The 23,211-nt window shown below is 33.8% G+C and carries 24 protein-coding genes; 7 read left to right on the plus strand and 17 right to left on the minus strand.

Annotated features, from left to right (window positions below; translation table 11 throughout):
• Nucleotides 1-14: 14 nt before the first annotated feature.
• Nucleotides 15-662, plus strand: coding sequence for a lysoplasmalogenase family protein (locus EW093_RS04625; RefSeq protein WP_149567271.1), 648 nt, complete (start codon nucleotides 15-17; stop codon nucleotides 660-662).
• On the opposite strand, the gene EW093_RS04630 is transcribed toward EW093_RS04625, so the two are convergent.
• The 8 genes from EW093_RS04630 to EW093_RS04665 form a co-directional block, all read right to left on the minus strand.
• Complete coding sequence (locus tag EW093_RS04630) at nucleotides 646-1,092, minus strand: EamA family transporter (protein ID WP_149567272.1); 447 nt, start codon at nucleotides 1,090-1,092, stop codon at nucleotides 646-648. The two genes, EW093_RS04625 and EW093_RS04630, sit on opposite strands and share 17 nt — an antisense overlap.
• On the minus strand, nucleotides 1,034-1,522 hold the full coding sequence (locus EW093_RS04635) for a DMT family transporter (RefSeq protein ID WP_187759833.1): 489 nt from the start codon (nucleotides 1,520-1,522) through the stop codon (nucleotides 1,034-1,036). The genes EW093_RS04630 and EW093_RS04635 overlap by 59 nt, the downstream gene beginning before the upstream one ends.
• On the minus strand, nucleotides 1,512-3,290 hold the full coding sequence (locus EW093_RS04640) for an aminopeptidase P family protein (RefSeq protein ID WP_149567274.1): 1,779 nt from the start codon (nucleotides 3,288-3,290) through the stop codon (nucleotides 1,512-1,514). The genes EW093_RS04635 and EW093_RS04640 overlap by 11 nt, the downstream gene beginning before the upstream one ends.
• 360 nt (nucleotides 3,291-3,650) lie before the next feature.
• On the minus strand, nucleotides 3,651-4,493 hold the full coding sequence (locus EW093_RS04645) for an ABC transporter permease (protein ID WP_149567275.1): 843 nt from the start codon (nucleotides 4,491-4,493) through the stop codon (nucleotides 3,651-3,653).
• On the minus strand, nucleotides 4,486-5,694 hold the full coding sequence (locus tag EW093_RS04650) for a quaternary amine ABC transporter ATP-binding protein (RefSeq protein WP_149567276.1): 1,209 nt from the start codon (nucleotides 5,692-5,694) through the stop codon (nucleotides 4,486-4,488). Before EW093_RS04650 ends, EW093_RS04645 begins: the two co-directional genes overlap by 8 nt.
• Nucleotides 5,695-5,706: 12 nt before the next feature.
• Nucleotides 5,707-6,642: a glycine betaine ABC transporter substrate-binding protein gene (locus EW093_RS04655; RefSeq protein ID WP_149567277.1), complete on the minus strand. Its 936-nt coding sequence runs from the start codon at nucleotides 6,640-6,642 to the stop codon at nucleotides 5,707-5,709.
• 13 nt (nucleotides 6,643-6,655) lie between these two features.
• On the minus strand, nucleotides 6,656-7,846 hold the full coding sequence (mfnA, locus tag EW093_RS04660; RefSeq protein WP_149567278.1) for a tyrosine decarboxylase MfnA: 1,191 nt from the start codon (nucleotides 7,844-7,846) through the stop codon (nucleotides 6,656-6,658).
• Nucleotides 7,847-8,404: 558 nt separating this feature from the next.
• Complete coding sequence (locus EW093_RS04665; protein WP_149567279.1) at nucleotides 8,405-10,162, minus strand: formate--tetrahydrofolate ligase; 1,758 nt, start codon at nucleotides 10,160-10,162, stop codon at nucleotides 8,405-8,407.
• Between the two features lie 205 nt (nucleotides 10,163-10,367).
• On the opposite strand from EW093_RS04665, the gene hisC reads away from it, so the two are divergent.
• Nucleotides 10,368-11,417, plus strand: a complete 1,050-nt coding sequence (gene hisC, locus EW093_RS04670) for a histidinol-phosphate transaminase (RefSeq protein ID WP_149567280.1) — start codon at nucleotides 10,368-10,370, stop codon at nucleotides 11,415-11,417.
• Nucleotides 11,414-11,929: a hypothetical protein gene (locus EW093_RS04675; RefSeq protein ID WP_149567281.1), complete on the plus strand. Its 516-nt coding sequence runs from the start codon at nucleotides 11,414-11,416 to the stop codon at nucleotides 11,927-11,929. Before hisC ends, EW093_RS04675 begins: the two co-directional genes overlap by 4 nt.
• Here EW093_RS04675 and EW093_RS04680 read toward each other — a convergent pair.
• The 5 genes from EW093_RS04680 to EW093_RS04700 form a co-directional block, all read right to left on the minus strand.
• Nucleotides 11,926-12,297: a S66 peptidase family protein gene (locus EW093_RS04680; protein ID WP_223111652.1), complete on the minus strand. Its 372-nt coding sequence runs from the start codon at nucleotides 12,295-12,297 to the stop codon at nucleotides 11,926-11,928. The genes EW093_RS04675 and EW093_RS04680 overlap by 4 nt on opposite strands.
• 86 nt (nucleotides 12,298-12,383) lie before the next feature.
• Nucleotides 12,384-13,481 carry a redox-regulated ATPase YchF gene (gene ychF, locus EW093_RS04685; RefSeq protein WP_149567283.1) on the minus strand — a complete coding sequence of 366 codons (1,098 nt, stop codon included), beginning with the start codon at nucleotides 13,479-13,481 and terminating at the stop codon, nucleotides 12,384-12,386.
• A 19-nt stretch (nucleotides 13,482-13,500) separates the two neighbouring features.
• A complete protein-coding gene (gene cmoB / locus EW093_RS04690) occupies nucleotides 13,501-14,514 on the minus strand; it encodes a tRNA 5-methoxyuridine(34)/uridine 5-oxyacetic acid(34) synthase CmoB (RefSeq protein ID WP_149567284.1) in 1,014 nt (337 codons plus the stop codon).
• 3 nt (nucleotides 14,515-14,517) lie between these two features.
• Nucleotides 14,518-15,261 (minus strand): carboxy-S-adenosyl-L-methionine synthase CmoA, encoded by a 744-nt coding sequence (gene cmoA, locus EW093_RS04695; protein ID WP_149567285.1) that lies wholly within the window; start codon nucleotides 15,259-15,261, stop codon nucleotides 14,518-14,520.
• A 48-nt stretch (nucleotides 15,262-15,309) separates the two neighbouring features.
• Nucleotides 15,310-15,801 carry a hypothetical protein gene (locus tag EW093_RS04700; protein ID WP_149567286.1) on the minus strand — a complete coding sequence of 164 codons (492 nt, stop codon included), beginning with the start codon at nucleotides 15,799-15,801 and terminating at the stop codon, nucleotides 15,310-15,312.
• Between the two features lie 68 nt (nucleotides 15,802-15,869).
• Here EW093_RS04700 and EW093_RS04705 point away from each other — a divergent pair, with 68 nt between their 5' ends.
• Complete coding sequence (locus EW093_RS04705; protein ID WP_149567287.1) at nucleotides 15,870-16,379, plus strand: NUDIX hydrolase; 510 nt, start codon at nucleotides 15,870-15,872, stop codon at nucleotides 16,377-16,379.
• Nucleotides 16,352-16,639: a DUF1456 family protein gene (locus tag EW093_RS04710; RefSeq protein ID WP_149567288.1), complete on the plus strand. Its 288-nt coding sequence runs from the start codon at nucleotides 16,352-16,354 to the stop codon at nucleotides 16,637-16,639. The genes EW093_RS04705 and EW093_RS04710 overlap by 28 nt, the downstream gene beginning before the upstream one ends.
• On the opposite strand, the gene EW093_RS04715 is transcribed toward EW093_RS04710, so the two are convergent.
• Nucleotides 16,632-17,660 (minus strand): hypothetical protein, encoded by a 1,029-nt coding sequence (locus EW093_RS04715; RefSeq protein WP_149567289.1) that lies wholly within the window; start codon nucleotides 17,658-17,660, stop codon nucleotides 16,632-16,634. The two genes, EW093_RS04710 and EW093_RS04715, sit on opposite strands and share 8 nt — an antisense overlap.
• A 133-nt stretch (nucleotides 17,661-17,793) precedes the next feature.
• Here EW093_RS04715 and EW093_RS04720 point away from each other — a divergent pair, with 133 nt between their 5' ends.
• Nucleotides 17,794-19,467 carry a histidinol-phosphatase HisJ family protein gene (locus EW093_RS04720; protein ID WP_149567290.1) on the plus strand — a complete coding sequence of 558 codons (1,674 nt, stop codon included), beginning with the start codon at nucleotides 17,794-17,796 and terminating at the stop codon, nucleotides 19,465-19,467.
• Here EW093_RS04720 and EW093_RS04725 read toward each other — a convergent pair.
• Entirely contained in the window at nucleotides 19,464-20,348 is an 885-nt protein-coding gene (locus EW093_RS04725; RefSeq protein WP_149567291.1) for a tetratricopeptide repeat protein, read from the minus strand. The genes EW093_RS04720 and EW093_RS04725 overlap by 4 nt on opposite strands.
• Before the next feature lie 307 nt (nucleotides 20,349-20,655).
• On the opposite strand from EW093_RS04725, the gene EW093_RS04730 reads away from it, so the two are divergent.
• Nucleotides 20,656-20,967 (plus strand): hypothetical protein, encoded by a 312-nt coding sequence (locus EW093_RS04730; RefSeq protein ID WP_149567292.1) that lies wholly within the window; start codon nucleotides 20,656-20,658, stop codon nucleotides 20,965-20,967.
• Nucleotides 20,968-21,007: 40 nt separating this feature from the next.
• Here the strand turns inward: EW093_RS04730 and EW093_RS04735 are convergent, their stop codons facing one another.
• A complete protein-coding gene (locus tag EW093_RS04735) occupies nucleotides 21,008-22,036 on the minus strand; it encodes a hypothetical protein (protein ID WP_149567293.1) in 1,029 nt (342 codons plus the stop codon).
• Nucleotides 22,029-23,144: a tetratricopeptide repeat protein gene (locus tag EW093_RS04740; protein WP_149567294.1), complete on the minus strand. Its 1,116-nt coding sequence runs from the start codon at nucleotides 23,142-23,144 to the stop codon at nucleotides 22,029-22,031. The genes EW093_RS04735 and EW093_RS04740 overlap by 8 nt, the downstream gene beginning before the upstream one ends.
• Between the last annotated feature and the right edge of the window lie 67 nt (nucleotides 23,145-23,211).

The following is a 23,211-nucleotide window of genomic DNA, read 5'->3' on the forward strand; positions in this document are numbered from 1 at the left end:
AAAGGATTTATAAAATGAGAAAATATAGACATTATATAATATTCACACTATTAGTTATCCTATATATTATTAGATTACTCTTTTTTTCTAATTATACTTACTCCTTTATATTAAAACTTCTCCCTACTATTTATACACTTTGTTTACTTCTAAAAAATTGTTTCAAAAACTCTTACCTACTGGTAATATCACTTTTAGCCTCTATGTTAGGGGATCTTTTTTTAGATTTAAACCCAGAACTTTTTTTTGTTTATGGACTATGTTCTTTTGCCCTAGCCCACATAGTTTTTATTATCTACTTTACAATAAATTACAAATTTAGCTTTGATAGAATTCTAATTAAAACATTACCACTAACCATATTTGCATTTTATGTTGCTTGGACATTTAGAGTAGCTCCAGAGGATTTACTAATTCCTGTTTGGTTATATATAGGAGTAATATTTTTATTAGCTATTGTAGTTTTTATAAAGGAAGACACAGATAAATTAATTAAAATAGGAGTAATCTCCTTTATTATATCTGACATAGTTATAGCTTATGATAAGTTTATTTATTCTTTTAATTTAGTATTAGTAGTTAACTCAGTACTATACTTTCCAGCCCTCTTTCTAATAATTTATGGTTCTATTCTTGATAAAAAAGTTAAACCCTCTTATTAGGCCTGTAATAATAGACAATAAAGGATAGAGCGACTATTAACATTCCTACAATTGATTTAAAGGTAGGAGAGTCATTAGGCATAATAATCCAGCTTAGAACACCTCCGCTTACAGGCATTATAAACTTCCATATATTCATAGAGATAAGGCTCTCCTTCCTCTTTGCAAGAAGATAATACCATATAGAAAAACCAGCTGCTGAAACGAAAATTAACCATCCAAGGGAGAGATAAAATTTCATAGGTAATAAAAATGTAAGATCATCATATATAAATAGTGAAAGAGTAAAAAGCATAACACCCCCAAGTAGAAGTTGGGCTGAAGTTAAAATACCAGGTCTAACTTCCTTATTGTACTTTAATACAACTATGTTACTTATACCTCCAGCTAGGGAGTTTAGAATAAACATTATTATTGGGTAGTGAACCATTTTTACCTCCACTTAAGGAAACAAGGGTCACTCCAGAGATACCTAAAATAAAACTAATTATCTTTTTTCTATTAAATTTATCAGTTTTAATAAAGACGTGGCCTAAAACAGCTCCAATAAGTGGCCCCAAACCAACTAGTGCAGCTCCAGTTGAAGCTTTAATTCTTGATAAGGACAAAAAGAATAATAAGTAGACTGAAAATGTTTGTAGAAAACCAACAATAACAATTAGTTTAAAGTGTCCTTGTATCTCTTTAAAATAGCCCTCCCCGGCAAAGGGGATTAAAATTAAACCAGCTAAAAAAAATCTAATTCCTGCAACAAAAAGTGGTGGGGCAAAAGTTATTGAATATTTTACCCCAACAAAGGCTGTAGACCACAAAAGACAAGCAAATAGGGCCAATAACCAGGATGGAAACCTATATTTCACGAGTTTTATCTTCTAACCAAGTATTTTCATCTGCTGTGAGGTACTTAGAAAGCCGAGTTTTAACCTCTTTATGATAGTTATTTATCCACTCAATCTCTTTAATAGATAGAAGCTCACTATCGATTAATTCTAAATCGTAGGGATAAAGGGTTAATGTTTCAAAACCTAAGAACTTCTGATATAAACCATCACTATCAAATTTTGTAAGTACTAGATTCTCTATTCGAATACCGTGTTTACCCTCTATATATAACCCAGGCTCATTAGAAGTAATCATTCCCTCTTTTATAGGAGCTTTAAAACCCTTTGGAGAGATGTTTTGAGGTCCCTCATGGACACCTAGAAAATAACCAACACCATGCCCTGTACCGTGACCAAAGTTTAAACCATGCTCCCATAAGGGCTCCCGAGCTAATATATCCAACTGTGCCCCTGTTGTTCCCTCAGGGAACTTAGCCATACTAAGTTTTATATGTCCCTTTAGAACCAGGGTATAGTGCAAAATCTCCTCAACTGTTGCGTTACCTAGGCTAATAGTTCTAGTTATATCCGTAGTACCTTCATAGTACTGTCCTCCAGAATCTATAAGGAGCAAACCATCCCTTTTTATTAACTTTGCACTCTTCTCATCTGCACTATAGTGGCAAAGGGCTCCATTACTGTGATAACCTATAATTGGACTAAAACTCTCATCAACACAGCCTTCCATTCCTAATCGTTTCTCTCTTAATAGAGGAGCAAGTGTATACTCAGTAAACTCTTCATCCTTTATTCTATGTTCAAACTCTTTAAAGAACTTAACAAGGGCTGCACCATCTTTTTCCATGGCACTTCTAATGTTATCTATCTCTGTCTTATTTTTTATAGCTTTTAAATCTGTAACAAGATCGACACCTCGAATAACTTTTATATCCTGGTTTATAAGTGTTGATAAAAAACAGTTTAAAGACTCGGGCATATAATAGATAACAGAGTCCTTTTTAAGCTTAATTATATAGTCCCCAATAACATCATAATTATTTATGGTAATTCCTGCTTTTTCTAATTCCACTTTTAATTTTTTAGGAAGTTTTTCGTTCTTAATAAATAGGTTAACATTGTTTAAGTCTACAATAAGATAGGATACAATTAACGGTGTAAAACGGACATCTTCTCCCCTAATGTTTAGAAGCCAAGCTATATCTGCTAAAGAGGAGACAATATAGGTATTAGCCCCTACACCCTTCATCTTATTACGTACCCTTAATATTTTATCTTCCCTTGACTCACCACTAAACCTTACAGGTAGGTCAAATGCCTTTGACATAGGAGCTTCAGGTCTATCTTCCCAAAGACCTTCCACAGGATCAAAGCTATTATCTATGGATATATCAAACTTTTTTAATTCTAAGTTGTACTTTTCAAAGTCTGATGTGGAGAATAGTGTACCATCAAAACCTAGGGTATCCCCTTTTTTGAGATTACTTTTAAGGAAATCCAATATTGAAGGTGTTTCTTCTAAACCATCCCTATATAGTTCTATCTCACACTCTTTTAATACATTACTTGCTTCAATATAGTATCTAAAATCAGTCCATAAACCTGACATATTTTCTGTAACCACTAGAGTTCCTGCACTACCATTAAAACCAGAGAACCAAGCTCTACTCTTCCAATGCTCATGAACATACTCACTTGAGTGAGGGTCTGTACTAGGAATTATAACAGCATTTAGACCCGCTAAAGCCATTTTATCCCTTAGTTTTCTCAATTTATCTTCTCTTAACATATATAAAGAATATCACATATTATAATCAATAAAAATATTTTTTCATTTTTTTTAAATTTTAACTTAAGTTCTTAGACTCTTCACCGATACTAATATTGTAATACAAAATATCCCCTCCAAAGTGATATATGTGTTGCCTAGGTCATTGTCTTATTTGCCTGATGATAATGATTAAACTTTTTATGAGCATCCCTCCCAAAGAGGCTCATAGTTAGTTGGATTATATAAACCCCAGTTTTGCCTGAACTGGGGTTTACTCTTTTATAAGGTCTATTTTTTGCATAAAATTATAAATAAAAAAGAGGAAGTTTTAATTCAAACTCCCTCTTATATTTAATAACTTATATATCTTTTAAACTGTTATTTCTTTTTTGAAAATGAAAATGTAATTCTATCAATAATAATTGCAAGAACAACAATTGATATACCAGCTTCAAAACCTCGACCAACTTCAATTCTATTAATTGCTAGTAGAACTTCCATTCCTAGACCCTTTGCTCCAATCATTGAGCCAATAACAACCATTGCTAGTGCCATCATGGTAGTCTGGTTAATACCAACCATAATACTTGGTTTTGCTAGGGGTAGTTGAACATCAAAAAGGACCTGTTTCTTAGACGCTCCATAGGCTAAGGCAGCTTCTACAGCCTCTTTATCGACATTTCTAATACCCACATTTGTTAATCTTATTACTGGGGGTACTGCATAAATTATTGTTGCAAACATTGCTGGAACCTTACCCATACCAAAAAACATTAGAGCTGGAATTAAGTATACAAAACTTGGCATTGTCTGCATTCCATCTAGAAGGGGTTTCATAAAGCCTTCAACCTTGTCACTTCTTGCCATGATAATTCCCTGGGGAATACCAAGTAGTAATGAAAAGAATACTGATGTAATTACAAGGCTTAAAGTTCTCATTGATAGTTCCCAATAACCAAAAGTACCAATTAAAAACAGAAGAGCCATAAAAACAATACCTGTAACTTTACTCCCTACTAGCTTCCATCCAAGGAAACCAACTATTGGTATAAAAATAAACCAAGGAAGATAAAGAAATATATTTTCAAATGTTACTATCACTTGAAGAATTACTGCACCTATAAAATCAAAGAAAAACTCTAGGTGTAGTAATAACCAATCCATTACATTGTCTATCCATACATCTAATGGAATATTTATTATATCTGGAAAACTACTCATTTAAATCTCCTTCATAAGGGATAATGTTTTCAAATATTATATCGGATGTTATTTTACCTTTAAATTTCCCTTTCTCATCTACAACAGCAATAGGGTGTTGATTTTGAGCAAATAGAGTAAACATGTCCTCTAATATAGTATCCATTGTTACAGACTCTCTCTTTTTTATTATTGATTCAGGAATAACTTTTACATCACTATCTGTCTCTACAATTTTAAGAAGATCTTTTTCATTAACAACCCCTAAAAATTCTCTTTTTTTATTAACAATAAAGGCACTCTTTCTATTTGCCTTACTCATAAGTGTTAAAGCTGTTCTTGGACCTTCCCATGCATAAATAAGTGTTGATGGTTGCTCTAATACTGACCCTGCTGTTAAAACCTTAGCAGGTGATGCGTCCTTAACGAACTCCTCTACATAGGAGTCCTCTGGCTTACTAATTATCTCTTCAGGGGTTCCCTCTTGGATAACTTCACCATCTTTTAATATTGCTATTCTGTCCCCAAGTTTTAATGCTTCGTGAAGATCATGGGTAACAAATATAATTGTCTTTTGTAATCTATCTTGTAACTCGACTAACTCATCCTGCATCTCTCGTTTTATTAATGGGTCTAAACCACTAAAAGGCTCATCCATTAGAAGAATCTCTGGATCGTTTGCTAGAGCTCGAGCTATTCCTACTCTTTGCTGCATACCACCACTTAAATTTTTAGGATAGTAGTACTCCCACCCCTTTAAACCTACAGTTTCTAAAACTTCTAATGCTTTAGCACTTCTCTCTTCCTTAGAAATACCCTTTACTTTTAAACCATAAGCTGCATTTTCTAAAACTGTAAGATGGGGAAATAGACCGTAGTGCTGGAATACCATTCCAAAGGTCTCTTTTCTAAAATCGAGTAACTCATCATTATTCATTTTTGTTACATCTTTTCCATTAATGACAATAGACCCAGATGTAGGGTTTACAAGTCTAATAATATTTCTAAGTAGGGTTGATTTACCACTACCAGAGAGTCCCATTAACATATAGAACTCTCCTCTTTTTATCTCAAGATTTATGTTTTTAAGACCAACAATACATCCTGTTTTTTTTTGTATCTCATTTTTAGAAAGGGACTTAAAGTCCTTTTTAAGGACCCTTTTAGGGTCCCTACCGTAAACTTTCCAAACATCTTTTATCTCTATTTGGTTTTCACTCATGTTATCTCCAGTTTACAGTGCGCTTTCAACTTTTGTTGCAACATCTGCTGGAACCCAACTTTTCCAAAGATCTTTATACGTAGTTAAAAACCACTTTGCAGTCTCTTCATAACTCCACTCATTATCTTCCATAAGAGCTAAGAACTTGTTATTTTGTGCAACAGTAGTTGAGTATTTTTTAAGAACTTCAACAATCTCTGGAGCCTTCTCTTCCATCTCTTCACTGATTAGAATATTTACATCTGCAGGTTCATATCTACTACCCTCTAACATAACCATGTCGAGTTTTCCTAAAATAGCAGTTGGTGCCCAATAATAACCAACCCATCCCTGCTCTTTTTTGTATTGACCAACCATAGTTCCAGCTAGAGCTGTACCTGATCCTGCAATACCAAAGTTAAACTTATCTTCTAAACCAGCATCATCAAATATTTTTTGAGAAATAGGTAACTGACCCCAACCTGCGCAACCACCATAAATTAGACCCTTTGTTTTATCTTCAGGATCTGTAAATAGTTCAGGATACTTTGCTAAATCTTTTACTGATTTTAAGTCCGGTGCTAGTGCATCATCCCCTTCTACTAAGTATCTTGGTACAAACCATCCCTGGGGTGCATCTGGTAAGTTTTTACCTAGGTCAATTAATTTACCCTGTTTAATAGCTTTGTCATATAACTCTCTAAAGTTTGAGTGCCATGACTCCATATCTACATCGATATCACCCTGCATAACACCATTAACTACAGGTATTGTATCACCTGCAATATAGTCAATTTCATAACCTTCATAACCATTTTCAATGATAAATGCCATTATTCTATTGTGAACTTTAATACTGTCCCATGATTTATCACCAAAAACTATTTTTTTCGAACCATCGTCCTGTTTTGCACAACCTGTTAATAGCAGTGATACCGCTAAAAGCATTGCAACTACAATTTTCTTCATCTATTTGTCTCCTCTAATATGTCGATAATCTTGCTCGAGCAACACTATATGTATTCTCTCGAATTTCTGTTATATTTGTAACTCTATACGAGTCTAAGATCTTATTTAAATCCTTCATGAATTTTTTAAGATAGCTCTTTTTTACATGGGGCATTACTGTAATTCGAATGTAATCCTTCCATTCTGATACGGCCCAGCCTCTCTCTCTTAACTCTGCTAAAATCTCTTTTATATCAATCTTACCAGATGTTGTTATACCTACAACGTTACACTCAGGTTCTACAATTGTAGTCATAAGTGGCATCTTTTTAATCTCATTTGTAAACCATTTAGTTAGTGCCATAACTTTATCAGCACCCTTCTGGTACCCCTCTATTCCTAGGTAGTTATATACCATCCAAGCAGCAGCAATTGAAGCACCACTTCTTGTTCCTAAAATAGAGTTATTTTTTGTATGTCCACCACTTAGATATGTTACAGGGATTTGAACAGCATCTAAAACCTTCTTATTTCTGTAAATTATACAACCGGCCTGAATTACAGATCTTCCCATTTTATGGGGATCCATAGTAATTGATTTGACACCTTCTAACCTAAAATCAAAGGGTGCGCTATCCTTAATAAATGGGAATATAAATCCTCCAAAGGCTGCATCAACATGAAGATAAATATCTTTTTCTACAGCAATTTTAGACAACTCTTCTATAGGGTCCATAACACCAGAACCTGTAGTTCCTGCAATACCAACTAATGCCATTGTATTATCAGAAATAGCCTTTTTAACTAGGTCCAATCTTATTTTATGGTTACTATCAGCGGGTATTTTAATTAAGTTCAATCCAAGTAGGTTAGCAGCTTTATCAAAAGAAAAATGACATGTCTCTGAAACAATGACATCTCGTTGATACTCTTTAGCAAGAGTACGAGCAGTCCATAATGCTAGAATATTAGCCTCTGAACCTCCAGAAACAACCATACCCTTAGCGTCATCGTTAGATAGAAGACTTCCTAATTCGGAAATATACTCTTTCTCTAACTCTATTAAATTAGGGAAAAGCCCTGGATCTCCTACATTGGTTGATAAAAAGTGCTTATAAGTTCTCTTGGCAACTCTATGTGGTTCGGTACACATCGAACCTAAAATAGTGTGTCCAGTGAATTTGTGATCACCAGATAATCGTTTTTTTAGTCTTTGTATTTTCATTTTTTTCTCTTCTTGTGGGTTTTGTGAATCTAACACTAAATGAATGATAAATTTTTATTTCGAAATAAATACTTAGTGTCCTAAACATTAAATATACTTAGTATACTAAGGAATTAAGGCATTTATGTCAAGGGTTAAGGTTTTTTAGGCTATATTTTGATTTTTTTGTTAATTAGAGTACAAATATATTTTATAAAAAAAAGACTCCCTAGTAGTTATAGGGAGCCTAAATTAAAAATAAAAAAGGAGTAATGAATTAAAAACATTTTTATAATACACATATAAGGTTAATAGTTTATTGCTACAACATTACAACTTTGCCATAAACAAAAAAAAGCTCCTGACTATAAGGAGCTAAAAAAATAGAGGAGATTTATCTTAAAAAAACTAACTATGTATTAAAACCTTCTTGTAATGGTGTACCTTATCCCTGTGGAGTTTGCACATGTTCCATTACCTAAGGCTTAACAATATATATAAACCTTGAATCTCTCCAAAGTGTTACCTAAATATAAAAAGTTTATTTTAGGTTTTTGTTAGCTCTACATTAGTATTCTGTTAAAACAGACCAGTAATTTTACCTGTGTCTGTATCTATATCAATATTCATATATGCTGGTTTGCTAGATAGACCAGGCATAGTTCTTACATCCCCTGCTAGAGGATATAAAAATCCAGCTCCAACACTTGCTCTAATATCCGTAATAGGAAATATATAACCCTTTGGAACATTTTTTAATTTTGGGTCATGACTTAAGGATAAGTGACTTTTAGCCATACAGATAGGGAACTTATCATAACCTAATTTTTCATACAACGAGATCTTACTTAAAGCTTCAGGGGAGAACTCTACACCATCTGCACCATAAACCTCTTTAGCAAGAACCTCAATTTTATCCTTTATAGATATATCTAAGTCATATAAGAACTTAAAGTCATGCTCCTCCTCACAGGCCTTTATTACAACTTCTGCTAAATCCTTAGCTCCATCTCCACCCTCGGCCCAGTGGTTTGTAACAACAGCTCCATATGCTCCACTCTCTAATGCAATTTTTTTTACTAATTCTAACTCATTCTCAGTATCTGTATGAAATTGATTTATTCCAACAACAACAGGTATACCAAACTTTTTTGCTATTTTTATGTGGGCGGACATGTTTTTACACCCCTCTTCTAATAGTTCGAGGTTTTCCTCTTTATAAACAGAATCTAAATCCCTTCCAGGAGTAACTTTAGGTCCTCCACCGTGCATCTTTAAAGCTCTAACGGTTGCAACTAATACCACAGCATCAGGAACTAAACCACTCTGCCGGCACTTTATATCAAAGAACTTCTCCATTCCTATATCAGCTGCAAAACCGGACTCTGTAACTAAGTAGTCACAGTAGTTACTTGCAATTTTATCAGCAATAATCGATGAGTTTCCATGGGCGATATTTGCAAAAGGTCCTGCATGAACAAAGGCTAAGTTCTCCTCCATTGTCTGCATTATATTAGGTTGTATCCCATCCTTCATTAAAACTGTCATTGCTCCTGCGACACCTAAATCCTCGGTAGTAATTGGATTTTTACTCTTATCCATTGCAACAACTATTTTACCAATTCTCTCCCTCATATCCTTTAAATCTGTGGTAAGGGCTAAAATAGCCATTAATTCACTAGCTACTGTTATATCAAAATGAGCTTCCCGTATAGGACCATCTCCTAATCCACCCTTTCCAATAGTAATATTTCTTAAACATCTATCATTTATATCTACAACCCTATTCCAAGTTACAGATGTTGGTTCTATATTTAACTTTTTCATGCCCCTTTTTTCAAAAAAAGAGTCACTCCATCTAGCTTCATGGTGTAATCTTGCATCTATTGCAGCAGAACATAGATTGTGGGCTGCTGTTATTGCATGAAGATCCCCTGTAAGATGCAGATTAAAATCCTCCATAGGAACTATCTGGGAGTACCCTCCCCCGGCAGCTCCACCCTTTATTCCAAAGGTAGGACCCATTGATGGTTGCCTTATAGCACATGCGGACTTTTTCCCTAATTTAGCTATACCATCGGTTAGTCCCACAGTAGTTGTGGTTTTCCCTTCCCCTAGAGGTGTTGGAGTTATAGCTGTTACATCTATATATTTTGCAGGTTTTTTATTACTCTTATTAAGTGCACTTAATTTTACCTTTGCTTTTTCTGTACCGTAAAGTATAAGATCATCTATATCTATACCAAATTTATTAGCTATTTCTAAAATAGGTTTAACTACTGCAGATTGGGCAATATCTAAATCACTAGGAACTGGATTAACTCTTTCAACTGACATAAAGACCTCTTGTATATTAATTTATCTTTATCATACATTCTAGGGATAATTATTTCTATATGTTTATAAAAAAAGACCCTGCTAACAGCAGGATCCCAAAAAAGGAGTAAATTTAAACAAAATTGCCATGTTGTTTAATTATAAAGACAACTGAACTATTAAAAAGTTACATTTTTTTTTAAAATATAATCAGATGGAGTAAATTATGATAATAAAAGAGAATATTAAGGGAATCCCTCCCTACGTACCAGGTATTAAAATTGAAGGGAAAGAGAAGCTATCTTCCAACGAAAACCCCCTAGGTTCCAGCCCCAAAGCTATTGAGGCGATAAAAAAAATAGATAGCTATAGTATCTATCCAGATGGTAGTTCCTTAGAGCTAAGAAAAGCTATAGCCAATAAACATAATTTGACTCCAGAGAACATTATTGTAGGGAATGGATCAGATGAAATTTTAATGTGGCCTTCCCTATGTTTAATAAAAGATGGAGACAATGCTGTAACAGGTTTAAATACCTTCTCGGAGTATACTTTTAGCACACTAGTAACAAATGGTGAGATTCGAAAGGCCCCTCTAATAGATGGAACATTTAATAAATATGAGAGTTTAAAACTTGTTGATGATAAGACAAAGATAGTCTATATATGTAACCCTAATAATCCAACAGGGACTTTTTTACCTAAGGATGAGATTCTAGATTTTATCCACTCAATACCCAGTGATAAATTAGTAATTGTAGATGAGGCATATGGTGAGTATGGTGATGATAGTTTTTACTCCTGTATACCTGAGATAAACAATTATCCAAACCTTTTAATTCTTAAAACTTTCTCTAAAATATATGGGTTAGCCTCCCTTAGACTTGGTTATGCTATTGGAAACATAGAGTTAATATCAAACCTATGGAGAACAAAACAGCCTTTTAATGTTAATCAAGCAGCTCAAGTTGCCGGTTTAGCTGCATTAAGTGATACTGAATTTGTAGAGCGGTCCTTAAAGATGAACCAAGAGGGTAAGTTATACCTATATAAAGAGTTAGACAGATTAGGATTGGACTATTACAAAACCCAGGCTAACTTTATCTGTATTAATGTTAATAGGGATAGTAAAGAAGTTTACAACTCTATATTAGAGCAGGGTATGACAATAAGACCGTGTGGTTCCTTTGGACTACCTAATTTTATAAGAATAACTATTGGAACAAAAAAACAGATGGAGAATTTTATTAAATATCTGGAGCATGGGATAAGGTGATATTAGAGATTGTAAAAACCCTACTCCCATCAATATTAGTTCTAATCCTACTATATTCAGTAATACAGATAACTATAGGTGTGGATAGGGTTTTAGTTTACAAAGCTCTTATACTTGGAATATTAGCTGTTTTACCGGCGCTAATCTTTATGAAAATCTTAGGTTTAATAATTATTATAACTATACCTATTAACCTACCCTTTTTATTTTTCAAACTACTGTCAGCAATAAATGAAGAGGGTTTTAAATACATCGCAATTAAGCAGTTTAAAGATATTCCTAATAGACCAGTAATATCACTCTTTGTAGGGGGAGGCTTCTCCCTATGCGAAACTTTATACCTTACAATTGAAAATTATAATTATTCCCTTATAAGATCATTTACAGCCCTCCCCCTACATATAATAACAGCCCTTCTATTATCAAAGAGTCTAAGCAGAAAGAGATACTTTGTTTTATCCCTATTTATTCATCTATTTTACAACTTAACCCTCTTTAAAATATATAATTAAATAGAGTCTAAAATTGTTACACTCTTATTTGTTGCATCAAGCTCAACAAAACAACCTATAGGTAGAGTTATCATTGGGTGGGTATGACAGGAATCAAATTCAGCTAAAAATGGAATCTTCTGACCATCTAATACTTCTAGAAGTATCTCATAGGGTTTACGTCCAGTTCCCATATCATTAAAAAGCTCGTGTTTACCTAAAAGAATACCAGAGATCCTATCAAAAACACCATTTAATTTAAGTAGAGAAAAACTTCTCTCTACTGTAGCCGGCTCCTTTAAACCCCTTGGACTCCAAGAAGGCTTTTGCTCTATTAAATCGTTTTGGAGCACTAGCTGTAATTGCAGAAGAGGGAGAGAAGATCCCAATAGTGTCACCTTTTTTTAGTTTATACATATTTACCTCAAAAAAAACCCGACTTTATAGCCGGGTTTATACTTAATATTAACTTTTATTATACATTAAATCGGAAATGCATTACATCACCATCTTTAACTACATACTCTTTTCCCTCAATCCTAAGTTTACCCTTAGACTTTATGTTAGCCTCTGTATGAAGTTCAAATAGATCTTCACAATGGTATACTTCAGCCTTAATAAAACCCTTTTCAAAGTCAGTATGAATTACACCTGCTGCCTGGGGAGCCTTATCCCCATCTTTATATGTCCACGCTCTAACCTCAATATCACCTGCTGTAAAATATGTTCTAAGACCTAACATATTGTATCCCTCATGAATTAAGTGGGAAAGACCAGACTCCTCAAGTCCGGCATCTGAGAGAAACTCTTCCTTCTCTTCATCTGTTTCAAGTTCAGCAATCTCAGCCTCTAATTGACCACAAATTTTAATGGCTCTAGCACTCTCTTTTTCTGCAATCTCCCTAACTACCTTTACATAGTCATTATCCTCATGGAGGGCTGACTCATCAATATTACAAACATATAATACCTTTTTCATTGTAATTAGATGAAGAGACCTAACCAACTCCCTCTCTGAATCAGTAAATTCTAGAGTTCTAGCTGGCTTTCCATTCTCTAGAGCTTCTTTTAATCTCTCTAGAATAGGCATAAGTTTTTTTGCGTCAGCATCGTTTGCTCTAACAAGCTTAATAGTCTTCTGCATTCGCTTCTCAACTGTATCAAGGTCTGAAAATGCTAACTCTAGGTTAATTGTCTCAATATCAGATGCTGGATCAATCTTGTTGTCTACGTGAATAACATCCGCATCATCAAAACATCTAACAACATGGATAATAACCCCAACTTCCCTAATATTTGCAAGAAATTTGTTTCCTAATCCCTCACCCTTACTTGCACCCTTAACTAGACCAGCAATATCTACAAACTCAACAGATGCTGGGATAAGTTTTTGTGGAGGTATAAATTCAGAGATCTTTTTCAATCTTTTATCTGGAATATCAACAACCCCTACATTTGGATCTATTGTACAAAACGGGTAGTTAGCAGCCTCAGCTGGAGCTGATGTTAATGCCGAAAATATTGTAGACTTACCAACATTAGGTAGTCCAACTATTCCACAGTTTAATCCCATATATAATTCCTTCTATACGCTAATCGTATATCTTTTTATTTCTTTTAAGTGGCTTTACAGCCGTTGTATATATTCTTACTGGAGCAGGATAACCTTCTACAGTTTTAGTTAAATCATTAGGGTCTAAAAAATCCTCTAGGGAGTTTGTATCAATCCATGGAGTCTTTCTCTGTTCTTCCATTGTTAATGGTTCTTTATAAAAGGTTTTAATTTGGGTAAAACCAGTTCTATGTAACATATTCTCAATAGTCTTCCAGGTTGGTAAAAACCAATATCCAGGAGCTTTACAATATCTCCCCTCAGGCAGTAGTGCTACAGGCTCATCCCCAGCTATCCCGGAACACTCCATAACAATTGTCCCGCCTTTTTTTAATGAGTCATATACACTTTTTAATGAGCCTAAAGGGTCTCTTCTATGGTATAAAATACCCATAAAAAATGTATAGTCAAAAAAGTCCTTAAACATTCCAGCTTGATCAACACCAAATAGTTCAAACTCAACCCTTGGGTCCTGAACAAATCTTCTATTTAATAGATGATTAAAGTAGTACCTAGGTATGGGATCAAAACCTAAAATAAGTTCTGGATCACCCTGTAACATTTTGTACATATAATAGAGATTATTACACCCAATGTCTAGAATACGTTTACCTTTAAAGTTCGGTTTTACAGCCTCTAAAACCCTATCCCACTTCATATTACTTCGCCACTCAGTATCAATATCCACACCAAAGTAGTTCCATGGTCCCTTTCTCCAGGGTTTTAGGTCAATTAGGGTCTTATCTAAGGCTTTTTTACCTTCATCATCTAACTCACTCTCTAATCCTATAGAGACAGACTCCCCAGTAAGGTCTAGAAAGTCAGTTTTTAAATCTGGTAGATTATTAATATTATCCCAGTGGTGTCTATTTGCCTCTATATCTAGGAGTCTAGACTGAACTGCCCTCTCTTTTAATATCTCATCAATTAAAGGTAGTTTTTTACCCCTATATTTCTCTAAATAGTTGTTATTAATATAATCTTTTGACGTCATTTCCTACTTCTTTATACAGATAAATGATGTAAAATTATACCAAGAGAAAAAGGCATCAACACCCTTAAAACCACACTGGGTAAAAAGAGCAGTCTCTTCCTCTAGGGTATAAGGAATTAAAACATTCTCCAAAGCTTCTCTTTTTTGGGAAATCTCTAACTCACTATAACCATTTAATCTTTTCATGTTGTAATATTTATCAATAAAAGTTCTACTAATATCTGTGTTTGTCTGTAAAAGTTTATCACTTACAAGCAAGATCCCATTGTGACGTAGACCATTATAAATCTTTTTAATTATAGCTTCCCTCTTTAGAGGATCGGTAAACTGTAGGGTATAATTCATAATTACAACAGAAGCATCATGTATCTCTTCCTGTAAAAAATCCCCTAAAGATATAGAGACATGATCCTTAGAAGCACCTAAGCTATCTAGTTTAATTCTAGCTTCTTCACACATTGCCTCTGAGTTATCAATACCCTTTATTGTAAAATCAGTTACACCTCTATCTATAAGCCCTTGATAAACTAGGGCTGAAGTTGTTGCAGTACTACAACCTAGATCGTAAATTTTAGAGCCCTCCTGAAAAAAAGTAAGGGATAAGTCAGTTATCATCTTTTGTACTTCCCTATAGAAGGGAATAGATCTCTCTGCCATATCATCAAAAACATGGGCTACTTTTTCATTAAATGTAAATGGAGGGATTTCTCCTAGGGGGTTACTAAAAACCTTATCAATTTTTGCCATCGGAAGAGTATATCATGTTTAATCTAGTAAAAAAAGCCCTTATTGTATCTAATCCTTAATGAAATCATTCCAATCTTCAAAGGTCCTATTTTGCACACTAAAAGCCGTCTCGTAAATTTTTATCTGAATAGTAGAAACGTAAGGACTTATAGCTTGGGTAGTATGCCCCATAAAAACCCACCCTGTTTCATAAACAACTCTAACTGTAAAAGTTTTTTCTATGTTAGTCCTGATTGAAAAGTCAATTGAATTTGAATTAGAATAAATATTCCTAACAACTCCACCTTCTAAATCTATAAGTTCATCCTCTACTGTTGTAAAAAATTGAGTATGATCGTAATCCTCTTCCTGTACAAACTTGTAATCAACACCGGGATCTGATATCCAAAGTTCTAATTTTGTCACAGAGGAGTCTACAGCCCTTGTATTGGGAAGTCCAGTGGGGGTTATTACTAAACCTACACTAACTTCATCATTAAAAAGATTACTACAACCTGTAAAAAACGCTAAAATAGATATTAAAAGAAATAATTTTTTCATTAGAGACTCCTTAACACTTATAATTATAAACTATGATCTAATATAATTCTAGTTAAAAGGAGTATCAAATGTATACAAAAACACCAACACGGGAGTTTAAAGATTTTATCTCTAAGGGGAATATATACTCTAGAAATAACCCAATAGGCCATATAACAGGCTCCTGCTGGATAGTAAGCAGGGATAAAAAAAGAGTCCTATTAACTCATCATAAAAAACTTAATATATGGATTCCTACTGGAGGCCACTCTGATGGGGAGACAGACCCTTTAAGTATTGCTATTAGGGAGGGTTTTGAAGAGACAGGTCTAAAATTAACCCCCTATAACATAGAACCCTTTTATCTTGATATACATCTAATCCCAAAGTATAAGGAGGTAAAAGAGCATAAACATTTTGATTACACATATATTTTTTATCCTACTTACCATGAAAATTTTACTGTTAGCAGTGAGTCTTTTAACTTAAAATGGATACCAATAGATAGGATTGAAGAGTATACTAAAGAGGAAAACGTCTTAAAAATGGCAAAAAAAACAATGGAGATGGAATGGAATATAGAAATAACCACGTATTAAGAAAATTAAGATATGCTCTAAACCTTAGGGAAAATGATATAAAAAAAATATTTTTATTAGATGATTATAAAGTAGAGGAAGAGACTATTACCCAGTATTTATCAAAGGAGGACAACCCCCTGTTTAGGGAGTTATCTGACGACATTTTAGAGAGATTTCTAAATGGTTTAATTACATTTAAGAGGGGTAAACAGGAAAATCCTAAATACAAAAACCCTAAAAAACCTAAACGTGTATTAATGCCAAAGGATTTTAACTAACAATACACTCATCTACATATAAAAAGGATGACATATCCCTTAAAGCCCGTGTGATCTCAAAACTATTTGTTGACTTAATTATGTTACGAACTAAATTATAATTCTCATGGGCCTTTTTAAAATCCCCCTGCTTTGTTGATAGAACTTCCATCAATCTAAAGATTCTAAGATCTAAGGATTTTAAATCCTTCTTATCCTGGGTTGCTCTATTTAAAAGATCAAAACCCTCTTCTAAGCAGTCTAAGTTAATAAAAACCTCTGCAATATTTAATATCCCATCAATATAGTGGTACGAACTTGTTTTACACTTCAATAAGTTCACAATCTCTGGAATCAACTCTATATTTATATCATTGTGCAGTTTAGAGTTAATTAAAAGCTCTAAACTTTGAGCATAAGCCTCTAAAAAGATATTATTTAGATCTTCACCTCTACTTATAGTAGAGAATAGAGATATTGCTAAATCCACTTTATTAAGCTCTAACAACCTACTAACCCTATTCAATTGGTCCAGCTGGGGAAGTTCTGTGGTTTTAGATAGAAGGAGGGATGATAACTGGTCCTCACCCCTATTTATTAGGATAAGGGATAGGATATAGTTTAAAGACTGGCTCTCATTACCCTTTGATAACTCCCTTACAATATTTAAGGAAGATAAAGTATCACCTATATAAAAAAGGTTTAATGCTATAGAGCTATTAATCAATTCATACATGTTCGATCCATACTCTACCAAGCCTAAGGCTCTATAAAAACTCTTAAGGGCACTATTATACTGGCCACCCATGGAGAGGATATTACCCTTTAACCACCTTGTTTCAGCTTCGCCTCTTTTATAACCAATAGACAAAGACAACTTAATACACAACTCTACAGAACCTAAAAGGAAGGATGATAATCCATTTGTAGAGTATTCTTCAATTTTACTATTAAAATTATTTATAAAAGGTTCTAGTTCGTTTAAGTTAACTAAATCTGATTTTTTTAAATAATTATTCGCATCTCTACAGCACCTATTCATGTTTGCTATAATACTTTAACTTATGGAATTTTTCTATATTAAACCTGGCCCTAAACGTTAAATAATAAAAAAAATTAAAATGATACTTCATAAGATTTAATCATTAACATAATATAGTTAAAGGAGTAATTATATGGAAAATTTTGTTTGGGAAACCCACGGTATACATACAGGAACAGGTAGCGACCATGTAAAACATGGTATAGACGATATAGAAAATGTAGTAAGGATAGCTATAGAGAAGGGTTATCCAAGTGTTACATTTATTATACACACCCCTCGACTTACCGGTTTTAGATACCAGGGAGAGAGAAATACAGATATAAAGTTTATTAGAGGGGATAATGCATATTTTAACTATGGAAAAAACATAAATGCATTAAAGAAAAAATATAAAAACAAGATAACAATAAAACATGGGATAGAGTTAGAGTGGCAGGGGAGTGATATTGGCCTTGCATGGAATAGAAGCAAGACATTTCAAGCAGATGGAATCGACTTTGTTATTGGATCAATACACTTTTCCAAGGAAAAAATAGCCTATGATGGATCTAAGGAAGAGACAGAAAAACTTATAGAAAAACGTGGTGGCTTAGAAAATTACTGGTTAGGCTATTTAGATGAGATGGTAGAGATGTTAGATGCAACATGGGACAATATTCAGGTTGTGGGACATCTTGACCTTTTAAAACTCTATACTCCCCTACCTGAATGTTTTATGGATTTAGATAACTCTGATGAACCGGTTGCTAGGAAGATGAGGTTAGTATTAGAAAAAATTAGCGAGTACAACCTTGCTTTAGATGTAAATTTAGCAGGTATTAAAAGAGAGTGTGGTATCTACCCCCATATTAGCATATTAAAACGAGCAAACACCCTTGGTATACCTGTAACTCTTGGTACAGATACCCACTATATTGAGAATTTAGGGAAACTATATAAAGAGGGTATAGAGTACTTAAAAGAGGCGGGTTATACCCACTACCTAAGCTTCTGTCACTGTATACCAGAAAAAAGACCTCTAGATTCAACACCGGAGAAAATTAAGATGTACTCCCTAGTTAATAGTGCCATAGAGCTACTAAACAAGAGGAGTGTTACCCATAGAAATAGGATTCCAAACTACTCCTTTGGTGGAGCCTATACAAAACTTTCAACGGACTTTCCAAACTCTGTAAAAGGTGGAACATTTGACTGTGTAACAGTAAGAAAAGATGATAGATCTCTAACAATCTCACCTAACCACCCTGAACCAAATGCGGTAAAAAAGTTAGGTATCTACTCATCCCATAGGGATCAGCCTGGGGTATTAACAATACTGATAAACGCCCTAGCCTCAGAGGGAATTAATATTGAGACTGCAGAACTTAACTCTGACGGAAATGGAACTGCAGAGGCCTTTTTAACATTCTCCGGGAATTCCGATGATGTAAAGGAGGCTTTAGAGTTTACAAAGGGTACAGGGCAGGGACTATTCCACACACTAGAACTTAAGGAGATGACAGGTATCTCTGAAAAGAATATTGAAGACCTATACCTACTAGAAATTGACGGTGTGGAGATACATACACCAGTAACTAAACATATGATAATTACTAGCCATAAAAATAGATCGGGAGTTTTATTAATTCTTCTATCAGCCCTATCATCCTTAGATGTAAATATTGAAACACTGCAACTTGGAGAGAGGGGGAATAGGGGGTATGCAGTATTAGGAATAGAGGGAGACTTTGACTCTATAGCCCATATCCTACCTAGGTTAGGGCCACACTTTAAAGAGGTAAGTCATATAAAACTAAATGATTAGAGAACCTCTTTAATCTTATCCTTATATTTATACTCTGGATTTAACTCTAGGACCTGTTTAAGATAGGTCCTAGCCTCCTCCTGTCTATCTAGGGTAAATAGTAGCTGACCTAGATAGTAGTATGCATCGTAAAAATTACTATCCATTTCTAAAACCTTTTTAAACCCTTTCTCTGCAGCCTCACTATTCCCTACCTCGGTATATGCAAGGGACAAGTTATAAAGTTTTAGAGTTGAGTTTTTATCATTATTGTAAGACTCTTCTAAAAGCTTTAAAGAGTCATTATACATCTTATTATGAAGATATGAAGTTCCTAAACTAAACCTTACATCTGGGTCATCAGGTTTAATTTTATATGCTAATTGTAAAATCTTAAGCCCATCCTCATATCTACCAAACCTATCGTAAATATTTCCTAGGTTTAACATAGGTTTATAATAATTATTATCCAGCTTAACTGCAGCTAAGTAGTAGGAGATTGCATTATCATCCCTACCTAGAGCCTCGGATATTTGACCAATAGTATATATATAAGTAGGTGAGTTTGGTTTTAATTTAATAGCCAGGGAGATATCAGTTAGTGCTTGATCGTACTGTCCAATCTCCATCCTAGCCATACTTAAGTTGTAATAAACCTCACTCTTTGTTTTATCTATACTTAAAATACTCTCATATATCTTAATAGATTTATCAAACTCTTTTAAGTTAAAATATGCTAAAGCAACTCCCATCTGATATTTTACGCTATCCTTAGAAATTCCATAGGCCTTTAAAAATAAGTTAAGAGCCTCACTATAGTTCTCTTTATCAGTATAATACCGACCTAGTTCATATAGTGTTGCAGCGTGGTTTGGTCTTAGGGAAGAACCTTTTTTAAGCATGGCTTCCCTGTTATCATTATCCCCTAACTTCTCGAAGGTTAGAGCATAGGGGTAGTAAATTTCAGGATAACTACTATCTAAACCTATAGCTGAATCTAAATACTGGGCAGCATTTTCATACTGGGTTAGCTTGTAGGATGCAATACCAGCCTTTACATAAAAATCAGCTGTTGGGTCTATTTTTAATACTCTATCAAGGGTAGATAACTCTTTTTTAAAATCCTCATTTCTATTATATAGATCAACAAGGGATTTTAAATAATCTAGATTATTTGGCTCCCTATCTAATACATTTAAAACCTTTCTTATGGATCTAGGGATCTCTGACTTATCACTTTTAGAGTTTATTATAGAGATGTCAGCTAACCCTTTAAGAGCTTCGAGATTATTATTATCTAGTAATAGAACCTTATTAAACTGGTCCTCTGACTCTAATAGAGCCTTATTTTCAAAACTCTTTTTAGCTTGTGTAATAAGCTTATTAATCTCCTTTAGTCTCTCCTGCTCTTTTTTATCAGCTAACTCTCTCTCTTTCTGTTTAATCTTATTTATTAACTCTTTAACCCTAGGATTAGTAGGATCTAGCTTAGCAACTTCCTGTCTTAAATCTTCTGCATAATCAAGTTGTCCTTTATCTATAGCATTTGTAGCTCTACTTATTAACTCTTCAACCTGCTTATTAAACTCTTCCTTCTCTTTTTTAGTATGATCTCTTTTAATTTTGCTACATCCTTATTTTTAGGATCTAGTTGTATTATCTCCTGCCTATACTTTTCTGCACTATCAAACAGTTTACTATTTATAGCTGCTTCAGCCATGGATATAAGATTTGAAACCTTATCATTTAGTTTTTTCTCTTCTTCTCTCTCTTTAATCTTCTCTTCTAAATCCTGGGCTAGCCTATTACTTGGATCTAGGTCGAGGATACTCTTTCTAAGAGTCTCTGCCTCTTGAAATTTACTGTCTTCTATTAATTTCTGAGTATCATTTAAAAGACGGTCGATCTTCTTTTTAAAAGCTGCCTTCTCTTCTTTTGTTTGAAGCTCTTTTTTAAGCACTGCTAATCTATTATCTAACTTATTTGCTAAATTGTTCTTAGGATCTTGTTCTAATATCTCATTTTTAATAATCTCTGCATTATTTACCTGGGATCTAATAAAATCACTTTTTGACTCATCTAAAAGATCATAAATCATCTTTTTTAAAGCATCTGCCTCTTCTTCACTTTTAGCATTAAACATAGAGTTCATTAATATCTGAACTTTTTGTAATAGATCTCTCTCTTGGTTATCTATACCTTCAATTATTGCTTTTATTTTTGAATTACTTGGATCAATTAGTAAAAGCTCATCTTTTAACTGGGAGAATTCATCTAATATGTTATCTAAATAGATAGACTCTATATCATTAGTTATACTCTCTTTAAATTTTGCCTTTAATTCTTCATTCCTTAAATAATCTTCTTCTTTACTCTTAATCTGGGAGGCTAATTGAATAAGTTCATCATCACTACTATTTAGTAATAAACTACTTAAAACTTCCTCTGCACTTGTATAATCATTGTTAGTTAGGTACTCGTTTATTAGTTCTAACTTACTATTTCTATTGTATAAGTATGCACCAGCACCACCTAAAAGGGTTAAAATTATTATAGCCGAAGCGATTATTACACCATTTTTTTTACTCATCTATTCCTGACCCCTCTAACTCTCCAAATGCCCCTTCGCTACTAGCATTTATTCCCTTAGCGTTTTCACCAATCTTCTCAAGGGATTGAAGTATATCATTCATTAATTCTTGCTGACGTTTCTCTTCTTCAATTTTTTTTCTATTAAACTCTGCAAGCTCTTTAGCACTCTCTTCTGCCTTAATCTCTTCCTCTGTCTTAGCTCTAGGGGCTTGAATCTCAGACTCCATAGCCTCTTGCCGACTCTTCTCTAGGGCGAGTTCAGTCTCTTTTAGAGCTTCTTCAGCCTCTAAAACCCTCTGTTCCCGCTCGTTTAACTCTTTTTCCCTTAATTGTAGAACCCTTCTCTGCTCCTCAATATCAGGGTCAGGAGGATTAAGGACCTTCTCTTCAGCTATTTCAAAATCCCTTTTATCCTGTTCCAAGTCCCTTGTCTGACTATCATAAAGAAGTCTCTCCTCTTCTAGCTGCCTAGCTTTAGCCTCTCTTTGGGCTTCTAAGTCCTCATTTAGCGCTGTTTTTGATAATCTCTCTTCTTCTAATAACCTAGCAGCCTCTTCCTTAGCTATCCTATTAGCTTCATCAATCTTTTTCTCTTCTTCTAATTGATCTAGCTGCTCTTTTAATAGTTTCTTTAATACAAAAACCATTTTTATTATCTTTCTCTTTTGAGTTGTATTAGGCTCAAGCTCTAAATATTTTGAATAGTTATCAATTGCATTAGAGTATAGTTTAAGCTGGACGGAGACATTCCCTATATTTAAAAAGGATTCATTTACATATTTTTTATTAATAGTAATTACTTGTAAATAGCTCTCTAATGCATTTTTATAATCACCTAATAGGTGATATGCATTACCAAGTTTGAAATAGAAATAGGATGCATCCCCTATTCCTGTTGTGACACCTTCTTCTAAAATGAGGATCTCATCCTCATGATTCCCAAGAATATTGTAGGATTCAGCAAGATATTTATATACATCTTCTGTGGGATCAGTTATTAAAGCCTCTTCAAAAAAATAGACAGCTTCTTCTACTTCATTGTTTTCAAAAAGCTCAATCCCCTCTTTAAAACTACTAGCAGAGTATAAATTTAGAGGAAATATCACAATTATTAGTATAAAAAATTTAAACTTATCCAAAATAAAATACCTTATGTTTGACAGTTATTAATAA

This window comes from Thiospirochaeta perfilievii (assembly GCF_008329945.1).
GTDB lineage: Bacteria > Spirochaetota > Spirochaetia > DSM-2461 > DSM-2461 > Thiospirochaeta > Thiospirochaeta perfilievii.

Coding starts and splice junctions, on each gene's coding strand:
- cmoB (WP_149567284.1), bottom strand. CDS start 14,514: ATGACGTCAAAAGATTATATTAATAACAACTATTTAGAGAAATATAGG.
- EW093_RS04645 (WP_149567275.1), bottom strand. CDS start 4,493: ATGAGTAGTTTTCCAGATATAATAAATATTCCATTAGATGTATGGATA.
- EW093_RS04720 (WP_149567290.1), top strand. CDS start 17,794: ATGGAAAATTTTGTTTGGGAAACCCACGGTATACATACAGGAACAGGT.
- EW093_RS04735 (WP_149567293.1), bottom strand. CDS start 22,036: ATGAGTAAAAAAAATGGTGTAATAATCGCTTCGGCTATAATAATTTTA.
- EW093_RS04630 (WP_149567272.1), bottom strand. CDS start 1,092: ATGGTTCACTACCCAATAATAATGTTTATTCTAAACTCCCTAGCTGGA.
- EW093_RS04665 (WP_149567279.1), bottom strand. CDS start 10,162: ATGTCAGTTGAAAGAGTTAATCCAGTTCCTAGTGATTTAGATATTGCC.
- EW093_RS04730 (WP_149567292.1), top strand. CDS start 20,656: ATGGATCTAGGGATCTCTGACTTATCACTTTTAGAGTTTATTATAGAG.
- EW093_RS04710 (WP_149567288.1), top strand. CDS start 16,352: ATGGAATATAGAAATAACCACGTATTAAGAAAATTAAGATATGCTCTA.
- ychF (WP_149567283.1), bottom strand. CDS start 13,481: ATGGGATTAAACTGTGGAATAGTTGGACTACCTAATGTTGGTAAGTCT.
- EW093_RS04725 (WP_149567291.1), bottom strand. CDS start 20,348: ATGCTTAAAAAAGGTTCTTCCCTAAGACCAAACCACGCTGCAACACTA.
- EW093_RS04650 (WP_149567276.1), bottom strand. CDS start 5,694: ATGAGTGAAAACCAAATAGAGATAAAAGATGTTTGGAAAGTTTACGGT.
- EW093_RS04640 (WP_149567274.1), bottom strand. CDS start 3,290: ATGTTAAGAGAAGATAAATTGAGAAAACTAAGGGATAAAATGGCTTTA.
- EW093_RS04655 (WP_149567277.1), bottom strand. CDS start 6,642: ATGAAGAAAATTGTAGTTGCAATGCTTTTAGCGGTATCACTGCTATTA.
- EW093_RS04705 (WP_149567287.1), top strand. CDS start 15,870: ATGTATACAAAAACACCAACACGGGAGTTTAAAGATTTTATCTCTAAG.
- hisC (WP_149567280.1), top strand. CDS start 10,368: ATGATAATAAAAGAGAATATTAAGGGAATCCCTCCCTACGTACCAGGT.
- cmoA (WP_149567285.1), bottom strand. CDS start 15,261: ATGGCAAAAATTGATAAGGTTTTTAGTAACCCCCTAGGAGAAATCCCT.
- EW093_RS04715 (WP_149567289.1), bottom strand. CDS start 17,660: ATGAATAGGTGCTGTAGAGATGCGAATAATTATTTAAAAAAATCAGAT.
- mfnA (WP_149567278.1), bottom strand. CDS start 7,846: ATGAAAATACAAAGACTAAAAAAACGATTATCTGGTGATCACAAATTC.
- EW093_RS04625 (WP_149567271.1), top strand. CDS start 15: ATGAGAAAATATAGACATTATATAATATTCACACTATTAGTTATCCTA.
- EW093_RS04700 (WP_149567286.1), bottom strand. CDS start 15,801: ATGAAAAAATTATTTCTTTTAATATCTATTTTAGCGTTTTTTACAGGT.